The organism is Paenilisteria newyorkensis (assembly GCF_000766145.1).
Lineage (GTDB): Bacteria > Bacillota > Bacilli > Lactobacillales > Listeriaceae > Listeria_A > Listeria_A newyorkensis.
The window spans coordinates 49635-68725 of the sequence record NZ_JNFB01000007.1 but is presented as its reverse complement, the minus strand read 5'-3'; the positions used below and the strand labels follow the sequence as shown (position 1 = coordinate 68725).

Genomic DNA, 19091 nt, shown 5'->3' with positions numbered 1-19091 from the left:
GCCAAATCAGGAAGACGTCATCTTTTTGAATACATATTTTCCTAGAATGCGGGCTAAAATATTGAAAAGTAGCACGGAAAGAATGAGTACGGCGGACGCTCCCGCGGATACGGCTGCGGCGTCAGGCATGATTCCTTCCCCATTAATTTTCCAAATGTGAACGGCAAGTGTTTCTGCTGGACGGAAGATGTTCAGTGGTGATGTTGGATTCATTGGATTCCAGTCTCCGAAGTTTAGTGTCGGTGTACTTTGCCCAGCAGTGTAGATTAAGGCGGCTGCTTCACCAAACACGCGTCCTGCGGCTAAAATAACCCCGGTCACGATTGCTGGAAGCGCGGCTGGAACTAGCACCCGTGTTATGGTTTCCCAGCGCGACAAGCCTAATGCAAGTCCTGCTTCTCGTTGCGTATTTGGAATAGCATTGAGCGCTTCCTCGATAACGCGAATGAGTAGCGGTAGATTAAAGATGGTCAGCGTCAGCGCCCCGGAAATAACCGAAAAGCTCCACCCCATCTGCAACACGAAAATTAAGAAGCCGAACAAACCGACCACGATCGACGGTAGCGAAGACAAGACTTCAATGGTTGTGCGGATAAAGTCTGTGATCCAATTTTTGCGGGCGTATTCTGCCATGTAGATGCCTGCTCCGAGCGCAATTGGAACGGATAAAATCATTGTGATAAGTAGCATGTAGAAGGAATTCCAAATTTCTGGGCCAATCCCGCCGCCTGCTTTGAATGATTCGGGTGGCGAAGTTAGGAAATGCCAGCTCAGATGAGGAACGCCTCGAACTAAGATATAGCCGAGTAATCCTGCCAAAATAACGACGATGAGTAGCGCAATCAAATAGAAAACGGAGGTCGCGATCTTATCCTTTGTTTTTACATTCATTTGACTTTCCTCCTACGGCCGATGAAGCGGATCATAATGATAAAGAACAGTGACATTGCCAGTAGCACCATCGCTAGTGACCAAAGCACGTTATTATCAAGCGTCCCCATGACGGTATTTCCCATTCCCATTGTTAAAATACTTGTTAACGTGGATGCCGGTTCGAATAACGAAGTCGGGATAACCACGGAGTTTCCAATAACCATTTGTACAGCTAGTGCTTCACCAAACGCGCGCGCCATTCCGAAAACAACGGCTGTCAAAATACCTGGTCGTGCACTGCGCAGAATTACTTTCCAAATCGTCTGCCACCGCGTTGCACCGAGCGCAAGCGAAGCCTCACGATAATGACGTGGTACCGAATGAATCGCATCCACTGTCAAACTGGTCACAGTCGGCAAAATCATGACGGTCAAAACCGCGGTCGCCGCTGCAATCCCAAAACCACTTCCTGAAATATGTTCCCGAATAAATGGAACAACGACGCTGAGCCCGATAAACCCGTAAACAACGGACGGAATCCCAACGAGCAACTCCATAACAGGTTGCAAAATTTTCTTACCAAACTTCGGCGATATTTCCACCATAAAAATAGCTGCGCCAATCGCGAGCGGTGCAGCAATACAAGCTGCGAGTAATGTCACACCAAAAGAACCAAGAATCATCGGCAAGGCGCCAACGAGTGGATTTCCAGCCGCATCTGTTTTGGAAGGGTTCCAATCTGTTCCTGTAATAAAGTCAACAAACGAAACATTATTGACAAAAAAAGTAGCCAGTCCTTTCGAGATGACAAAGAAAAGAATGGATGCCGCTGCAATAACCATGATGCTGATGCAGATAAACGTTATGATTTTCCCTCTCTTTTCAAGACGGGCCTTTTTGGAAGTTTGCGTTAATGCTTTTTCTCGTGCTTCCACTGCGTAGACTCCTTTCCGATGCTGGGCTCTTATTTTTATACCCAACAAACGGGTTTGCGCCCACTTCTATACTTAGAAGTAGACGCCTTCCCCAATATATTTTTTATTTAACGTCTGTGATATTTCCTTTAGCGTCGCGTTCTACTTTCATCGAGTGAATCGATTGGTAACCAAGTTGTGGCACCAAGTCATTTTGAACGTCTTCGCTCGTGATGTAAGCTAGGAATTTTTTCGCAAGTCCTGTCGCTTCACCTTTTGTATACATATGCTCGTAAGCCCAAATTTTCCAATCGTTTGTTGCTACGTTTTCTTCTTTCGGCTCTACATTATCAAGGGAAAGTCCTTGGATCGAATCGTCAATGTAAGAGAAGGCTAGGTAACTGATAGCTCCTGGTGTTTCGCTTACGATTTTACGAACGGTACCTGAGGAATCTTGTTCTTGTGCTTTTACTGGAGTCGCGCCATCTAAGCCCCATTTTTCAAAAGTTGCGCGTGTTCCGCTTCCTTCTGCACGGTTGATGATCGTGATTTTTTCGTCTTTACCGCCAACATCTTTCCAGTTTGTAATTTTGCCAGTGAAGATGTCGATTAATTGTTGTTTCGAAATATTTTTCACGCCAGCGTCTTTGTTCACGACTGGTGCCATGCCGACTACTGCGACTCTGTGGTCTACTAATTTTGAAGCATCAACGCCGTCTTTTTCTTCAGCGAAAACATCCGAGTTGCCGATATCCACTGCGCCTTGTTGCACTTGCGTTAGGCCAGTACCAGATCCGCCGCCTTGCACGTTGATTTGTGCTTTAGGATTCTCAGCTGTAAATTGTTTTGAAGCAGCTTCGACAAGAGGTTGTAGTGCTGTTGAGCCGACCGCCGTGATCGAACCAGAAACTTCCTTGCTATCTGCATTTCCGTTTGCTTTATCTGATGATGTATCCGAATTTCCACATCCTGCTATAATCATTGTGAATGCTGCAATAACAGCTACTATTCCTAAAAATCTCTTCTTCATAAACTGTAAACCACCTTTTTTTTCGATTTAACTTACAAACCTACTATACCTCTTCTGGATTAAGGGGATGTGTAGCTAATGTTAAGAGAATGTAAAGATGATGATTCTGTAAATTTCTTTATCAGGAAATGACAAAAAGACCGCGGATTGGGCGGTTTGGAGCTGGATCTTATGTAAAGAAAAACACAAGCCGCTAAAATCACGACTTGCGTTACCTTTTTATTTTGGAAGTGTTACGGTGAATGTTGTGCCTGAACCTTCGATGCTTTCGACTTGAATCTGACCGCCGCAGCTCTCCACAATATGTTTCACAATGGAAAGTCCAAGTCCTGTGCCACCGGAATGCCTGCTACGAGCACGATCAACACGATAAAAACGTTCAAAAATCCGATCGATATCCTTGACTGGTATGCCGATTCCATTATCGGTGACCGTGATAGCAATCGTATCATTAGCCTCGTTTTCCGTCACGCCGACCGATACTGTCCCATCTTGTGGCGTATACACAATCGCGTTTGAAATGAGGTTAATCAAGATTTGCTGCAACCGATCACGCTCTGCTTGGATAATCACCGGCGACGCTAAATTCGGCGACACAAGCTGAATCCCTTTTTCAAGCGCCATCGAGCGAACCGTATCCATCGTCGTAATCACCACGTCCTCCACGTCCACCTGCTCCAAATTCATCGACACATGCTTCTGCTCAATTCGCGACAACTCTAAAATATCCATGATTAAGCGGTGCAAACGATCGCTTTCCTCTTTTATAATGGTGAGGAATTTCTTGAGTAGCGCTTCATCGTACATCGCGCCATCAAGTAGCGTTTCCGCAAAGCCTTTCAGCGCGGTAACTGGTGTTTTCAGTTCATGCGACACATTCGCGACAAATTCCGAACGCACATTTTCCAGTCTTCTAATTTCAGTAATATCATGCAACAGCAAAATCACGCCTGTTATATTGCCCGTTTTTGATAAAATTGGCGAAACGTTGGCGTCTAAAATAAGCTCCCTCGGGAAATAAATCGTAATCTCTTCTTGTTGGAAAGCTTTTTGATCTAAACACTGATCGACAAGCTGCGTCAAAGCAAAACTTTTCAAAACTTCATAATACGCTTTTCCTGTCAGTTCTTTTTCACCGATAATTTGTTCCATCATTGGATTCGTCATCACAATCAGTTTTCGTTGATCAATCAGCATCACACCGCTGACCAAGTTCTGCACGATTCCGCTTAGTCGCTGCTGGTTAAGCTCGATTTCCTGCATTTGCTTCTCTAAACTTTGCGCCAGTTGGTTCACACTTAGCGATAAATCCTGCAATTCGCCGCTCGTTTTCCCTGTAATTCTGCTGTAATAACGGTGGTTCGCCAAATCCATCGACACGTCGATAATCTCGTTGACCGGTCGCGTAATCCGTCGCGCAATCACCGCACTGATAAAGCCAATAAATACTAGCGCCAAGCCAAATATCAAGGTGAGGCTGAGCCATAATTGATGGACCGCTTTTTCCACCGATTCCAGTGAAATCGAAATTCGCAACACACCATCCGTTACACCGTTATGCGTAATTGGAACAGCCACATACAGCATACTATAACCAAGCGTAGAGCTTTTTCGCGTAGCAATCCCCACATCTTTTCCTTGCTCAAGGACTTCCTGCACTTCCGGACGATCCATATGACTGCCCAAACTGTGCGGATCTTCCTTCGTATCAGCGACCACATGTCCCGTCTGATCAATGACCGTAATCCGCGCATCAATTTTATCCTCTAGCGGTTTTAAGCTCGACTGAATTTTATCCGCATCCTGGTCCAAATCAACATCTTCTAGCTTCGTCGTTGTCAACAATATCTTCGCATCATCCTGCAACTGGCTTTCCTTCATATGCAAGTAAACACTCTTCATCAATTCCCCTGAGAAAAAGCCCACAATCACCATGACAATAAAAAATAAGATAAAAAAAGACAGTCCTATTTTCAGCCATAATTTTTTCATGATTTCACGTTCTCCATCTTATAGCCAAAACCACGAATCGTCTTAATATAGCGCGGCTGCTTCGTGTCCGCCTCAATTTTATCGCGCAAATGGCTCACATGCACATCCACAATCCGCGTTTCGCCAATATAATCATAATTCCAGACCGCATCCAGCAACTGATCTCGCGAAAAAACCTTGCCCCGGTGATTCGCCAAATAGAGCAACAACTCGAATTCCTTCGGCGTCAAATCCAGCAACTCATCCTGCAAATACACCTCATAACTCTCCGTCAGAATCTTCAACTCACCAACTTGCAGCGCCTTCTCTTTTGGCAACTCCTCCGGTTCCACATCCGTCGCTTTCCCAGCACTCCGTCGCAAAATTGCCTTGATTCGCGCCACAACCTCACGCGGGCTAAACGGTTTCGTCAAATAGTCATCCGCACCAAGCTCCAGACCAATAATTTTATCCAATTCGTCATCTTTTGCCGTTAACATCAAAATCGGCGTCTCCACCTTATCTTGGCGCAACTGCTTACACACTTCAATCCCGTCCATCTCAGGCAACATTAAATCGAGTACAATCAAATCCGGTTTTTCCGACAAAGCAAGCTCGTACCCTGTCCTACCATCTTCTGCCGTCACTACATCAAAGCCAGCCTTTTCAATGTTAAATTGCAGTAAAGTTACAATAGAAGACTCATCATCCACTACTAAAATCTTGGTCAATGCTCTTTCCTCCCCATTCATAACGCGCAGCCCTTTACAATCCCGCCACAACTTGTTATGTATTCTTCCACTAAAATATAGCACGAATTTACCTTTTTCGGGTAGAAAACGGTCACTCTTAACACAATCTTAAAAGTCAGGGCTGCGAGAACTACCCATTTTCGTCGTTAAAAGTTCCGTTCCGATACTCATGTACAAATCGTACATTCCGTGTCGGTACTCACTTTTGCCTAGGATCTGGGCAGTTCTAGCAGCCCTGAGGCGTTTTTTTACTATTCGAAGTTCAAATAGAGTCAAACTATTCTACCATGAATAAACCTAGTTCAAATGAGTCTTCTTCATAGATAGCGGTTTGGACAATTCGTGGTTCGCCGTTGTTGTCACGGACTTTTAGTTTGCAGTAGGCTCGGTTTTCATTTAGCGCCTCGTACAAATCTTCGCGATCCATCACCGGTATCCCGTTTACTTCCATGATGACCTCTCCCGCCAAAATGTCCATTCGGCTAGCTGGCGTATTTTCCCGTGCGCCTAGAACCATAATGCCATCCACTTGTGGTGTAAACTTAAAGGCAGAATCCCGTTCCTCGTTACGATGACGATAGGAAATCCAAAATCGGCCTGCGATTGCCACGATAAATGCGAGTAAGCTCAAAACTGGAATCACGATGCTAACTACGCCAAGTAGCGCGATCAGAATAGATAAACTAGTCACTCGGACGGCAATTTTATGCGTCGCTTGTGCTGGCAACTGAGACTGGACTTGTTGCTGAAAACCAATCACAATCGGCAATACCATCAAGGAAAATGTCTGATTCCCGATTTGAAAAATAGGCCACCAGTCAAATAATGCTGCAAAACCGTGTCCTGGAATAAAGCATACAAGTGGTAATAACCATAAACGGCGTAACTGGAATGCTCCAACCCATTTTCCGCGCCCACTTTTCCGAAGCATTGGTGAGGCTTGGTTGGCCCCGGTAAATTGAATCAAAAACGCCTCTACCGCAAGCAATAATGCCAATACAAACACAATAACAATCATGAAATTATCAATATACAAATCGCGAATCGGCAACATCCGGTCTTCAAACGGCGCCAACTGCCAGTCGAAATAGTAGACCGCATAATAAACGAGGCTGGTAATCCCAATCGTATACGCCGTGGAAGTCATCCTAAACATCCCGACGAGCAACAACACAATCAGCACGGCATTAAATATCGCGATCCATCCAATCGTCAGCGTAAAACCTACAAAAACCATGATAATCGAAATCGCCACACCAAAAACGATACCTAAACCGAAGAATCCTTTTAGCTCCTGCCAAGGTGAATGTATCCGTACATGAAAGGATTTCCGTTCCCATTTTATTCGATTAAAGCCAGCAATAATCGCTATCAATATCGACACGTATAACGCCGGTTGTACCAATATACTGCCAATTCCTTTTACAATTTCTACTATTATTGTCTCCATTCCATTCACCTCTTATAGTATCGGAGAAAGTAGCCGCGACACCGCCTCTTTCACTTTTATCCAAAATGAGCGCTCTGCATACAATTCTTCCGTCAGCTGATACGATTTCAAAATATCCTGTAAAAAAATATCTTCTAGTTTTTGAGCTATTTTCTTTTCATACATAAACGCATTCACTTCAAAATTCAGTCTAAAACTGCGAAAATCCATGTTTGCCGTCCCAACCGAAGCAATTTCTCCGTCCACAACAAGCGTTTTCGCATGAATAAAGCCATTATCATAAATATAAACCTTTGCACCACTCTCAATCAATTCCCCGCAATAGCTCGTCGTGGCCCGGTAAACAAAGGCATGATCCGGCTTATTCGGAATCATCAAACGCACATCGACACCAGACAGCGACGCGATTTTAAGCGCCTCTAGCAAACTCGCATCTGGAATAATATACGGCGACTGCAAATAAATCGATTTCTTCGCCGAGTTAATCATTTTGATGTAACCATTCTTAATTTGCTGCCATTCCGAATCCGGTCCACTGGATACAATCTGCATACTCGTCTGTCCCTTACCGTGAAAACTCGGAAAATAGCGCGTTTGATAATCCAGCTTTTGACTAGCGGATGCCGCCGAATTCCAGTCCATAATATATCTCGTCTGCATCGCAAAAACCGCTTTTCCACGAACCCGAAGATGCGTGTCACGCCAGTATCCAAAACTATCATCAAGCCCTAAATACTCATCCCCCACGTTGAATCCACCAATATAGCCAATTTCACCATCAATAATCGCCAATTTACGATGATTACGGTAGTTCAATCGGAAATTTATCAACGGTAATTTCGAAGGGAAGAACGGCCATACTTTGACGCCATTTTGCTTTAACTTATTCCAAAAAGCCTTTTTCGTGGTTCGACATCCCATCGCGTCATAAATCACCCGAACATCGAGGCCTTCTTCTGCCTTTTTAATCAGCGCTTTCTGCAAACGATTTCCCAGCATATCCGAGTGAATAATATAATAAATCAAATGAATATGGTCCGTCGCCATCTCAATATCCCGCATCAACGCATCGAACTTCTCATGCCCATCTGTGAAAATCGTCACTTCATTATCCTGCGTCAAAATTGCGCCATCGTTCACCAACAATAAATAAATCAAATCCCGATGCTTTGCTACATTTCGATCGCTAAACGGAAACTCCTGCTGCCTAATCATGCTAATCTGATTATCCGTCGACTCTCGCAATCCAATTTTCTCCTGTCCCTTCCAGTCGAAAATTTTGCGGTGGGAGAGCTTTCGGCCAAATATTAAGTATATAACAAATCCAATAACAGGTATGAATGTTAGTACTAGCAGCCAAGCCCACGTTGCTGATGTGTCTCGTCTTTCTAAAAACACCATCACAGCAGCGAAAAATAGATTGATGACTAGCAAAACAATCAGTAATCCCGCGATAATCCCCATAATGTACCTCCCAATAATAATGCTACCTTTTTATCATATCATAAATCAGAGGTGAAGTATTGCCTTAGTATCACACAAAAACTCGGCTACCAAAAGTGGCTAGCCGAGTTCGATATTAAATATAAGGTGATGGATCTACTGGAACACCATTTTTATGAATTTCAAAATGAAGATGTTGCCCAGTCGATTGCCCAGTTGAGCCCATCATGCCGATGCCTTGTCCTTGAGAAACGCTTTGTCCTGCAACCACTTGCAAGCTTCCTGCTCTCATATGACCGTAAAGTGTTTGGTAGCCATTTCCATGATCGATTTCAACAACATATCCGTAGCCACCATAACCGCTACCTGGAGCGCCGAAACCAGAGAAAACAACCGTTCCACCTGCTGCTGCATAAATTGGCACACTACCACCCGCGGCGATATCTTGCCCTTTATGCGATTCATGTTGACCAGTCACCGGGTTTGTTCTATCGCTAAATCCAGACGTCAGGATTCCAGCTGCCGGTTTAATGAACATGCCTGTTTGGGAACCAGCACTAATCGAAGGAATCGAAACTGCTGGTGTATCTGGTGTTGTCGTTGCGGCTGCCGCAGTTTCGGTCTGTGTAACGACCTTAGATCTTGCCTGTGCCGCGGCTTCTCGCGCTTCCCTTGCTGCCCGTTCTTCGCTCGCTTTACGCGCTGCTACTAATTGTTGTTGCGCTTGGCGGTTCTTCTCCGCTTGGATATTTCCAGCGATTGCTTGTTCATTCGCTGCCAATTCACCTTGTTGCGCTAATAAATCATTCTTTTGTTGCTGCGTTAAGTCTTTTTCAGCCGCGATTGCCAAGATTAACTCATCTTTTTGACTTTTTTGGCTTTCTAAGTTGTTTTTTGATAGCGCGATTTCAGTAGATAATTTCTTCAATCCTGCCAACTTAGTCTCTGTTTGCTTTTGCTTAGAGTTAAGAGTGTCCTCATCTTTCTTCTGGTCACTCATAATATCTTTATCCGCATTAACAAGTGTCGATACCATCGTTGCGCGATCAATAAAATCACTGAAGTTATCCGACGCTAAAATTACATTCATGTACTCTTGTCCGTTTCCGTTCACCTGGATAGCACGTGCACGATCTTTTAGTAAATTAAGACGATCATCGATACTTTTTTGTAACACGACGATTTCATTTTTTAACTTACTTACTTCTGCATTCGTTACCGCTACTTCTTGTTGCTGCTTTTGTAACTTTTTATTGGTTTCTGTAATGCTTTTTACGAGACTTTCCAGTTCAGCAGCCGTCGTTTGTTGCTTTCTTTCAAGAACGGATACTTCATGATCTTTCTCGTCAATGTGATTATCTATAGTAGAACGTTGTTGCTGAATTGCTTGTTGTTGTTTCTGTAGTTCATTTAAGTCAGCAGCCTTTACATTGGTTGGCACTGTACTAAAAAGGCCAACTGCTACAGTTATTGCAAGGCTATTTACGAGTAATTTCTTATATGCCATGTATTAATTCCTCCTAGATCAGATTCATATATTACTATTTTTTCCATGCGTTAGGTTAGAAAAAAAGTACCCTCGTAAATAATCATACAAAGGTACTTTTCTATTTTCAAAAACGCTTGTTATATTTTACGATTAAAAGTTAGCTACACGGCCAAAACCTACAAGAGATTGTGCCCAGAAGCCGCTTGAAAGGCTATCGATTTTAACACCGTCGTTTTGCGCGTTAATCATTTTGCCTCCGCCAATGTAAATACCAACGTGAGCGATTCCGCTACCATAGCTGAAGAATACTAAATCACCTGGTTTTGCTTGGCTTGAACTAATTTTAGTAGATGCTGCATATTGAGCACCTGAAGTTCTTGGAAGAGAAATTCCTGCTGCACGGAATGAGTAAGAAGTGAATCCAGAACAGTCAAATGAACCTGGTCCAGTTGCTCCTAGTGAATATGGTTTACCTAATTGTGCGTAAGCAGTTGAAATCATTGCATCATAACCAGAACCTGTTGGTGTTGGGATATTATTGTTTGTTGAACCTGAATTATTTGATGATGCTTTTTTCGCTGTAGTACTTTCAGATTTAGAACTGTTGTCATTAGAAGATGACGCTGTAGATGAAGAATCATTCGAACTTGCATTCGACGATGATGATTCTGTTTTCGTTTCCGTAGCTGCTAATGGTTGAACAGTTGTCGCTTCTTTCGCTGCTGCCGCACGAGCCGCCGCTGCTGCTGCTTCTCTATCACGTTGCGCGATTAAAGTAGATTTTTCTTGTTCTGTTGTTGCTTGTTGCGCTGCTAATTGTGCTACAACAGCTTCTTTCTCAGCTTTTTGAGCTTCGATTTTATTTTGTTGTTCTTCATAACTAGCGATTGCTTTTTGTTGTTTTTCTTGCTCTTTTTTAACAGATGCAGATTTTGATTTCAAAGCATCTTCGTCTTTTTGTTGTTCATCAAGGATAGCTTTATCAGAATCAACAATTGTGTTTACAGCAGACACACGGTCTACTAAATCGCTGAAATTATTTGCTCCTAAGACAACATCAAGATATACGTTTGAATTTGAGTTTACTTGCATAGAACGAGCGCGCTCTTTAAGGACACCTTCACGTTCTTTAATGCGGGCATTGATTGCCGCGATATCAGCGTTTAATTTCTTTAATTGTTCTGCTGATTTGTTGAAGCTCGCTTGTAGCTCTTTAGATTTTGCTTGCGCTGTTTCTAGTTTTGTTACTAGAGATGATAGATCAGCTTGTAAATCAGCTTTCTTAGATTTAAGATCGTTTAGCTTAGCATCTTTCTGTTGGATGTCTGTGTTAACGTCCGCAAATGCATTTGTTGTAAAAACCGGTGATAAACTGATTACAGCTGCCATTGACGCAGCGATTAAAGTATTTTTTTTCAAAAGATTTTACCTCCTAAAAAGCTCCCTAGGCTTTTCTTTCATTGAATTTTTTTATTATTTTTTAGAATGCGTTCGTTTCTCTGATACGCATTTAATTGTTAAACTTTCAAGAATCTACGGATGGAAATTGCGCTTCCCCATATACCAATCAATACTCCAATAGCAATGATTAACCCTGATATTTCATACATGAATGGGGTTGGCGATAATAAGGAAAGGTTGGTGCCTTCTCCAAGTCTTGGGTTGACAAGGTTATATGTGTTGATGTAACCCACAAATGTTAGTATGACTGGCACAATAGATCCTAATAGACCTAGCCAAGCGCCTTCTAACACGAACGGCCACCGGATAAACCAGTTTGTCGCTCCTACCAATTTCATAATCTCAATCTCGGTTCGACGCGAGTAAATCGCAATCTTAATCGTATTGGAAATTAGGAACATGGCTGTTAATAAAAGACCAGCACTTAATATGATACCAGCATATCGTCCCCATTTCAAGACATTAAACAATTTATCTACTGTTTTTTCACCATAGTTCACTTTTGCGACATATTTCATTTTCTCGATCTGGGATGCAACCTTCGCCGTTTCACTCGGCTCCTTCGCTTGAACAATGAACACATCGTAAAGTGGATTATCTTGTTCGAACAACTCGAAATCCTTACCATATGTAGAGACTAACTTCTCCATTTGCTCATCTTTGGAAGAAAATGTGACACTATCGACGCCGTTTAGCTCTCCGATATTGGCTTTTAATTCATCCTGTTGATCTTTGGTCGCAGTAAGTTGGATATGCACGTTAATTTCAACGTCATTCTCAACATCATCTGCTAACTTGTTCATGTTCATCATAATTGCGAAGAACACACTGACTAAAATCAAAGTTACTGTTACCGCACTAGCTGCAGCGAATGTCATCCAACCGTTACGATAGAGACTCTTAAAGCTCTCTTTAAAATGTCTACCTACTGTTCTAAATTTCATAGCCATAATCTCCTTGCTGTTCATCCCGAACGATTCTACCGTTTTCAATAGCGATTACACGATGTTTCAGAGTATTAACAATCTCTTTATTGTGTGTCGCCATAACGATTGTCGTTCCGCGATTACTTATTTCTTCAAGGATATTCATGATTTCCCATGAAGTATCAGGATCGAGGTTTCCAGTTGGTTCATCTGCAATTAAAACCTGTGGCATATTTGCTATCGAGCGAGCAATCGAAATCCGCTGTTGCTCCCCGCCAGACAACTCATCTGGTAGCATTCTGACTTTGTGTTTCAAATTAACTAGGTCTAGCACTTCCATGACACGGTCTTTGATGACTTTCGGATCTTCCTCTACTACTTCCATCGCATACGCAATGTTTTCATAAACGGTTTTGCTCGGTAGCAACTTAAAATCCTGAAAAACAACGCCGACATGTCTTCTTAAAAATGGGACTTCTCGATTCTTCATATGGAGTAAATCAAATTTACCCACGTTAATCGTTCCTTTTGTTGCTCGCTCTTCGCGGTATATCATTTTGATAAAAGTCGATTTACCAGCACCACTCGGCCCTACGACATAAACGAATTCTCCCTGATCGATCCGAATGTTCAATCCGTTCGCGGCTGTTATACCATTGGGATACTTCTTGTAGACATCTTCCATAACAATCATTTTATCACCTAACTATGCCTTTCTTAAATCAAGTTGGAATGATATAACATGTAAGATAACCCGAATCTGTGCAGTGAAGTCTCAAACAAGGCTCACCATTTTTGCTGAAGTACTTGAAGTCACAACGCATAATACAATTATAACACTTCAATTTTTCAGCCATGGGTTAATTAGGTTACAGTTATATTTCAACCAATGACAAGTTTTATTTTATTCGCAACATACCTATTTACATTCATTTTCATTGTTAACTATTTTACGTTATTCTCTTTCTGTAAAAAGACCATAAAAAAACGTGCCCGAATTTCCGCACTGTTTTACTACTCTCCTATTGTACCGCGTTTTCCAGTGAATTAACATTACAGGGATATTAAAAATAGTTACAGTGAAATCAATTGGAATAGACCACTTCTTGTAAGCAAATACCTTCCCACTTACTCTGAATGAGCTTCTTGTTACACAACTGTTATACAAACGATGCGCTATTTTAAAACTGTATTACAAAAAAGCAACATTAACTTGATTGGTCAATGCTGCTCGTTTTGCATTCTTATTATAAGTTGAAGCCTTCTCCCATCACTTCACTTGCGCTCATAACGACGACAAATGCGTTTGGGTCAATCTCTTTTATGACGCCTTTTAACCTTGAAAATTCGGACTGGGCAATGACACAGAGCAATATTTGCCTGTCATCTTCTGTATAACCGCCTTTTGCCGATAGACGCGTAATACCTCGGTCAATTTTATAAAGGATGGCGTGGCGTATCTCATCTTGCTTTTCAGAAATAATAAGCACGGTTTTTGACTGATTGAGCCCCACTTGAACGAGGTCGATCGTCTTACTCGTAGCGAAAAGTCCGATAAGCGCGTACAATCCCGACTCGATATCAAAGACGAACATAGCCGCAATAACGACAAACCCATCAATCAAAGCCACACAAATACCTAGCGAAAGATTCGTGAATTTGTGCAAAATTTGGGCGATAACATCTGTACCACCAGTCGATGCTTTGCCGCGAAAAACAATGCCTAGCCCAACACCAACCAACACACCGCCAAACAATGCGGCAACGAGTGGTTCATGCGTCCAAACCGTCCAATCTGCTGTCAAATAAACAAATAGTGGCATAATCATCGTGCCAACAAAAGTCTTGATTCCAAACTGGTAGCCCAAGAAAAATACGCCTGCAAAGAATAACGGAATATTAAAAGCCCACTGAATGTAAGCCGGTGTCCATCCCGTTAAATAATTAATAATCGTACTAATCCCGCTCACGCCGCCAGAAGCAACATGATTTGGCAGTAGCAAAACATTGAAAGCCAAAGCAATAATGAAAGCGCCTAAAATAACATAGACATACTCCATCGCTTTCGCTAATTTAGGCGGAAGTTTACGCCGTTTGACTGGTTTTATTTCGCTCATTTTTTCACCTTAATCAATCCGCGAACGCAGATAGCCATTGATAAACTCATCAATATCGCCATCCATCACTGCTTGTGTATTTCCTGTTTCAACATTTGTACGGTGATCTTTTACCATGGAATATGGATGGAATACGTAGGATCGGATTTGACTTCCCCAACCTATTTCTTTTTGTTCACCGCGAAGTTCCGCAAGTTCTTTCTCTTTTTCTTCTTGCTCTTTTTGGTATAATTTCGCTTTTAACATTTTCATTGCTTGATCACGGTTTTTCAACTGCGAACGCTCGGATTGGCATGTTACAACAATTCCGGATGGTATATGCGTCATCCGCACAGCTGAGTCGGTCGTATTGATATGCTGACCACCGGCACCGGTCGCGCGATACGTGTCGATTTTTAAATCCTCAGGGCGCACTTCGATTTCGATGTCGTCATCCATTTCCGGCATCACATCACAGGATACGAACGATGTATGGCGACGTCCCGAAGAATCGAATGGCGAAATACGGACGAGACGGTGAACGCCTTTTTCCGCTTTTAAGTAGCCGTATGCATTATGTCCTTTGATGAGCAATGTGACACTCTTAATGCCCGCTTCGTCTCCTGCTTGGTAATCCAGCATTTCGACTTTGAAATCCTTCTTGTCCGCCCAGCGCTGGTACATGCGCAGTAACATGGAGCCCCAATCCTGCGACTCCGTTCCGCCAGCTCCTGGATGTAACTCTAAAATCGCGTTATTTTTATCGTAAGGCTCGCTTAACATCAATTTCAATTCAAAATCTGTTAACTTCGCCACAAATGTCTCTAATTCTGTTTCTAGTTCTGTTTGCAACTCTTCATCTGCCTCTTCACGCAAAAGTTCCAAACTGAGTTCTAGATTTTCTTGCTCCTCTTCTAACTCATGAAACGCATTATACGTCTCTTTGTAGCCATTCGCTTCATTGATGACTTTCTGCGCTGCTTGCTGGTCATTCCAAAATTCTGGGTCCAACATTTGATCCTCTAACTCAGCAATCCGAACTTCTATGCTGTCTAAGTCAAAGAGACCCCCTAAAGTCTTTGATTTGTTGGGTTGTCTTTTCTAGTTCATTGCGAATTTCAGCTAATTCCATTCTCAACACCTCTTTTTCAATTTTCATGCATCAAATAAATGCACCCTTAATAATATAGCATACTTAGAGAGAAACTGCGATTCCAAACAAAAAACCAGGAAAAATCCTGGCTTTTTGCATCTTACTATTTCTCTTTTCCGTGACAGTTCTTATACTTTTCGCCACTTCCACAAGGACACGGATCATTACGACCAATGTGTTGATCTTTGTGAACTGGTTGTTTCTTAGCAACCGGTTTGCCTTCGTTTGGATCGATAGCATCACCTTTCGCCACTTGTTCACGCTCAAGATTTTGACGAATTTCAGCTTTCATAATATAACGCGCAACTTCCTCATCAATCGAACTAATCATTGCTTCAAACATTTCAAAGCCTTCTGATTGATATTCACGTAGCGGATCGATTTGACCGTAGGCACGTAGATGAATACCATCGCGTAAATGATCCATTGCATCGATATGATCTACCCATTTCGTATCTACTACACGTAGCAATACTACTTTTTGGAACTCATTGAATTCTTCTTCTGGTAGCAATGTTTCTTTTTCATTGTATGCTTCATTCACTTTTTCTAAAATGAAATCTTGAATGTCATTAGACTCCATATTCTTAATGTCATCTACGCTAATTACGTCTTCTGGTAGCAAGTTCGCTTCCACGAAATCGATAATTCCTTGCAGATTCCATTCTTCACGATCCTCTTGTCTTGGTGCATTAGACTGTACCACAAAATTCACGACGTTTTGAATCATTGGTTCGATCACAGAGCGCAAGTTATTCTCTGCAGTAATAACTGCATAACGCTGTTTATAAATAACTTCACGTTGTTGACGTAAAACATCATCGTATTGCAGTACTTGTTTACGCGAATCAAAGTTATTTCCTTCGACACGTTTTTGAGCAGATTCAACGGCACGGCTAACCATCTTACTTTGGATAGCTTCGTCGTCCATTCCAAAACGTTCCATCATCGATTTCATGTTATCTGAACCGAAACGTTTCATCAACTCATCTTCCATTGAAAGATAGAATTGTGTCACGCCTGGATCACCTTGACGTCCTGCACGACCACGTAACTGATTATCAATACGTCTTGATTCATGACGCTCTGTACCAATAACAGCTAAACCGCCTGCTTCGATTGCACCTTCGCCAAGTTTAATATCCGTACCACGACCAGCCATATTTGTCGCGATAGTTACAGAACCTTTTTCACCAGCAAACTGGATAATTTCAGCTTCTTTTTCATGTTGTTTCGCATTCAAAACGCTATGTGGTACACCTTTACGTTTTAATTTATGGGAGATAACCTCAGACGTCTCGATGGCTACTGTACCAACTAGTACTGGTTGCCCATTCGCATAACGCTCAGCGATATCTTCTACCACAGCATTAAATTTCGCATCAATCGATGTGTAGATTAAATCCGCACGGTCATCACGAACGATTGGCTTATTCGTCGGAATTTCGATAACACGCATGTTATAAATATCGCGGAATTCTTCTTCTTCCGTTTTAGCCGTACCAGTCATACCAGATAGTTTCTTGTACATACGGAAATAGTTCTGGAATGTAATAGTCGCCATTGTTTGTGATTCATTTTGGATTGTAACGCCTTCTTTAGCCTCAAGCGCTTGGTGCAAACCTTCACTGAAACGACGGCCCTTCATAATACGACCAGTAAATTGGTCTACAATCAATACTTCATCGTCTTGCACAACATAATCAACATCAAGATGCATAGTATAGTTTGCTTTCAAAGCTTGCGCAATATGATGCAATAAAGTAGAGCTTTCAATATCAAATAAATTCTCGACGTCGAAATACTTCTCACCTTTTGTCATACCCTCTTCGGTCATGTATACTGATTTCGTCTTAATATCAACTGTATAATCTTTCTCCACTGTCAATGTCTCAACGAATGAATTAGCACGAACGTATAGAATGGTCGATTTCTCTGCTTGACCAGAAATAATCAACGGCGTTCTCGCTTCATCAACAAGAATGGAATCGACCTCATCAATTACCGCATAAGAAAGCGGACGTTGAACCATTTGCTCTTTATAAACAACCATGTTATCACGTAAATAATCAAACCCTAACTCATTGTTTGTACTGTACGTAATATCAGCAGCATATGCTTCACGTTTTTCTTCACTGGAAAGCGCATTTAGATTCAGTCCAACTGAAAGACCAAGGAAATTATATAGAACGCCCATTTCTTCCGCATCACGTTGCGACAAGTATTCATTGACTGTAACAACATGCACGCCATTGCCTGAGAGCGCATTTAAATAAACAGGTAGTGTTGCTGTCAGCGTTTTACCTTCCCCAGTTCTCATCTCTGCAATATTACCTTCGTGTAGTACGATACCACCCATTAATTGAACACGGAATGGGAACATACCTAGTGCACGCTTTGCTCCTTCACGCGCAACAGCAAAAGCCTCTACCAAAAGAGAATCTAATGTTTCTCCATTCTGATACCGCTCTTTAAATGCCTCTGTTTTCGCACGTATCTCATCATCAGAAAGCTTCGCCGTTTCTTCAGCTAGTGCCTCAATCTGATCTGCTTTCTTCTCTAGATACTTAACATCTTTTTTACCAGATTCAAATATCTTTTTTAATAAACCTGCCATGATCTTATTCTCCTCTACTGTTTCTATACTTTCCCTGAAGTTGAAATCGTCGCGCTCTTCCCATTTTCTGACGCAACTGCCTTATCACAGGCACACTAGACAATTCTACCATCTTTCGCCTGTCTTTTACAACCTGTTTTCCTGTGAACATTTCGACGCATTTCCTTTGATTCTGTATAAAAGCCTAGGCTATGCGATTTATTTAAATAAAAAAATATCTTCTTAACTCCGTTTTTCGTCATTCACTATTTTATTTTTAATTAGGTATTGACAACAAAAGCCGAGATCCCCTTGTTTTGGATCCCGGCTTTTAGAGGACAGTCTAAGTTAATTGGTTTCAATTAAACCGTATTTACCATCTTTACGACGATACACAATATTTGTGCCGTCTGACTCTGCATCCGTATATACAAAGAAACTATGGCCTAATAAATTCATTTGAAGTACAGCTTCTTCACTATCCATTGGTTTCAAAGAAAATTCCTTTGTACGAACAATGTCTAGCTCGCTGTCATTTTCAAATTCATCTGCTGCAGCACTGCCATTTACTTCTGAAAAAGCAAAGTAATCATGCTCAGCGCCTTTATCACGGAATTTACGGTTCACTTTTGTTTTGTGTTTACGAATCTGTCTCTCTAATTTATCTACAATTAAATCAATACTTGCATATAAATCCCCGCTCGTTTCTTCAGCACGTAACACTAAATTTTTGAGAGGAATGGTCACTTCAACCTTTGCATTCTTATCGGAATAAACTTTAAGATTCACATGAACATTAGCATCTGGAGCCTCGCTGAAATAGCGCTCTAATTTGTCGATTTTCTTTTCAACATACTCTCTAATTGGCTCCGTTACTTCAATGTTTTCGCCACGAATGTTATACTTTAGCATAGCAATTCCTCCTTTGAAATAAAAC

15 protein-coding genes are annotated in these 19091 nt (G+C 41.9%); all 15 read right to left on the bottom strand.

From position 1 onward, the window contains the following. Positions 1–6 precede the first annotated feature (6 nt). Positions 7–891 carry a phosphate ABC transporter permease PstA gene (pstA, locus tag EP58_RS02755; protein ID WP_036089747.1) on the bottom strand — a complete coding sequence of 295 codons (885 nt, stop codon included), beginning with the start codon at positions 889–891 and terminating at the stop codon, positions 7–9. Continuing rightward, positions 888–1808, bottom strand: coding sequence for a phosphate ABC transporter permease subunit PstC (pstC, locus tag EP58_RS02750; protein WP_036089745.1), 921 nt, complete (start codon positions 1806–1808; stop codon positions 888–890). Before pstC ends, pstA begins: the two co-directional genes overlap by 4 nt. Positions 1809–1911: 103 nt before the next feature. Continuing rightward, positions 1912–2817, bottom strand: a complete 906-nt coding sequence (locus EP58_RS02745) for a phosphate ABC transporter substrate-binding protein (protein WP_036089743.1) — start codon at positions 2815–2817, stop codon at positions 1912–1914. A 219-nt stretch (positions 2818–3036) separates the two neighbouring features. Beyond that, positions 3037–4809 (bottom strand): two-component system histidine kinase PnpS, encoded by a 1773-nt coding sequence (gene pnpS / locus EP58_RS02740; RefSeq protein WP_036089741.1) that lies wholly within the window; start codon positions 4807–4809, stop codon positions 3037–3039. Further along, positions 4806–5519 carry a response regulator transcription factor gene (locus EP58_RS02735; protein WP_103034994.1) on the bottom strand — a complete coding sequence of 238 codons (714 nt, stop codon included), beginning with the start codon at positions 5517–5519 and terminating at the stop codon, positions 4806–4808. The genes pnpS and EP58_RS02735 overlap by 4 nt, the downstream gene beginning before the upstream one ends. 298 nt (positions 5520–5817) lie before the next feature. Continuing rightward, a complete protein-coding gene (locus tag EP58_RS02730; RefSeq protein WP_036089737.1) occupies positions 5818–6990 on the bottom strand; it encodes a PDZ domain-containing protein in 1173 nt (390 codons plus the stop codon). 12 nt (positions 6991–7002) lie between these two features. Beyond that, on the bottom strand, positions 7003–8454 hold the full coding sequence (gene cls, locus EP58_RS02725) for a cardiolipin synthase (RefSeq protein WP_036089735.1): 1452 nt from the start codon (positions 8452–8454) through the stop codon (positions 7003–7005). 115 nt (positions 8455–8569) lie between these two features. Further along, positions 8570–9940 carry a murein hydrolase activator EnvC family protein gene (locus tag EP58_RS02720; protein WP_036089732.1) on the bottom strand — a complete coding sequence of 457 codons (1371 nt, stop codon included), beginning with the start codon at positions 9938–9940 and terminating at the stop codon, positions 8570–8572. Positions 9941–10072: 132 nt separating this feature from the next. Then, entirely contained in the window at positions 10073–11341 is a 1269-nt protein-coding gene (locus EP58_RS02715; RefSeq protein ID WP_036089730.1) for a C40 family peptidase, read from the bottom strand. A gap of 98 nt (positions 11342–11439) precedes the next feature. Further along, positions 11440–12327 (bottom strand): permease-like cell division protein FtsX, encoded by an 888-nt coding sequence (gene ftsX, locus EP58_RS02710; RefSeq protein ID WP_036089728.1) that lies wholly within the window; start codon positions 12325–12327, stop codon positions 11440–11442. Next, positions 12317–13003, bottom strand: coding sequence for a cell division ATP-binding protein FtsE (gene ftsE, locus EP58_RS02705; protein WP_036089727.1), 687 nt, complete (start codon positions 13001–13003; stop codon positions 12317–12319). Before ftsE ends, ftsX begins: the two co-directional genes overlap by 11 nt. A 553-nt stretch (positions 13004–13556) precedes the next feature. Continuing rightward, positions 13557–14426: a YitT family protein gene (locus tag EP58_RS02700; RefSeq protein ID WP_036089724.1), complete on the bottom strand. Its 870-nt coding sequence runs from the start codon at positions 14424–14426 to the stop codon at positions 13557–13559. Between the two features lie 9 nt (positions 14427–14435). Continuing rightward, positions 14436–15537 (bottom strand): peptide chain release factor 2 gene (gene prfB, locus EP58_RS02695; RefSeq protein WP_103034995.1). Its coding sequence is split into 2 segments (ribosomal slippage): positions 14436–15464 and positions 15466–15537, totalling 1101 coding nucleotides; the frame shifts between segments, so codons are not numbered across the junction. A 124-nt stretch (positions 15538–15661) separates the two neighbouring features. Beyond that, the gene (gene secA / locus EP58_RS02690) at positions 15662–18175 is read right to left on the bottom strand and encodes a preprotein translocase subunit SecA (RefSeq protein ID WP_036089718.1); all 2514 of its coding nucleotides are present in this window, start codon (positions 18173–18175) and stop codon (positions 15662–15664) included. Between the two features lie 327 nt (positions 18176–18502). Next, positions 18503–19066: a ribosome hibernation-promoting factor, HPF/YfiA family gene (hpf, locus tag EP58_RS02685; protein ID WP_036089716.1), complete on the bottom strand. Its 564-nt coding sequence runs from the start codon at positions 19064–19066 to the stop codon at positions 18503–18505. Positions 19067–19091: the final 25 nt, after the last annotated feature.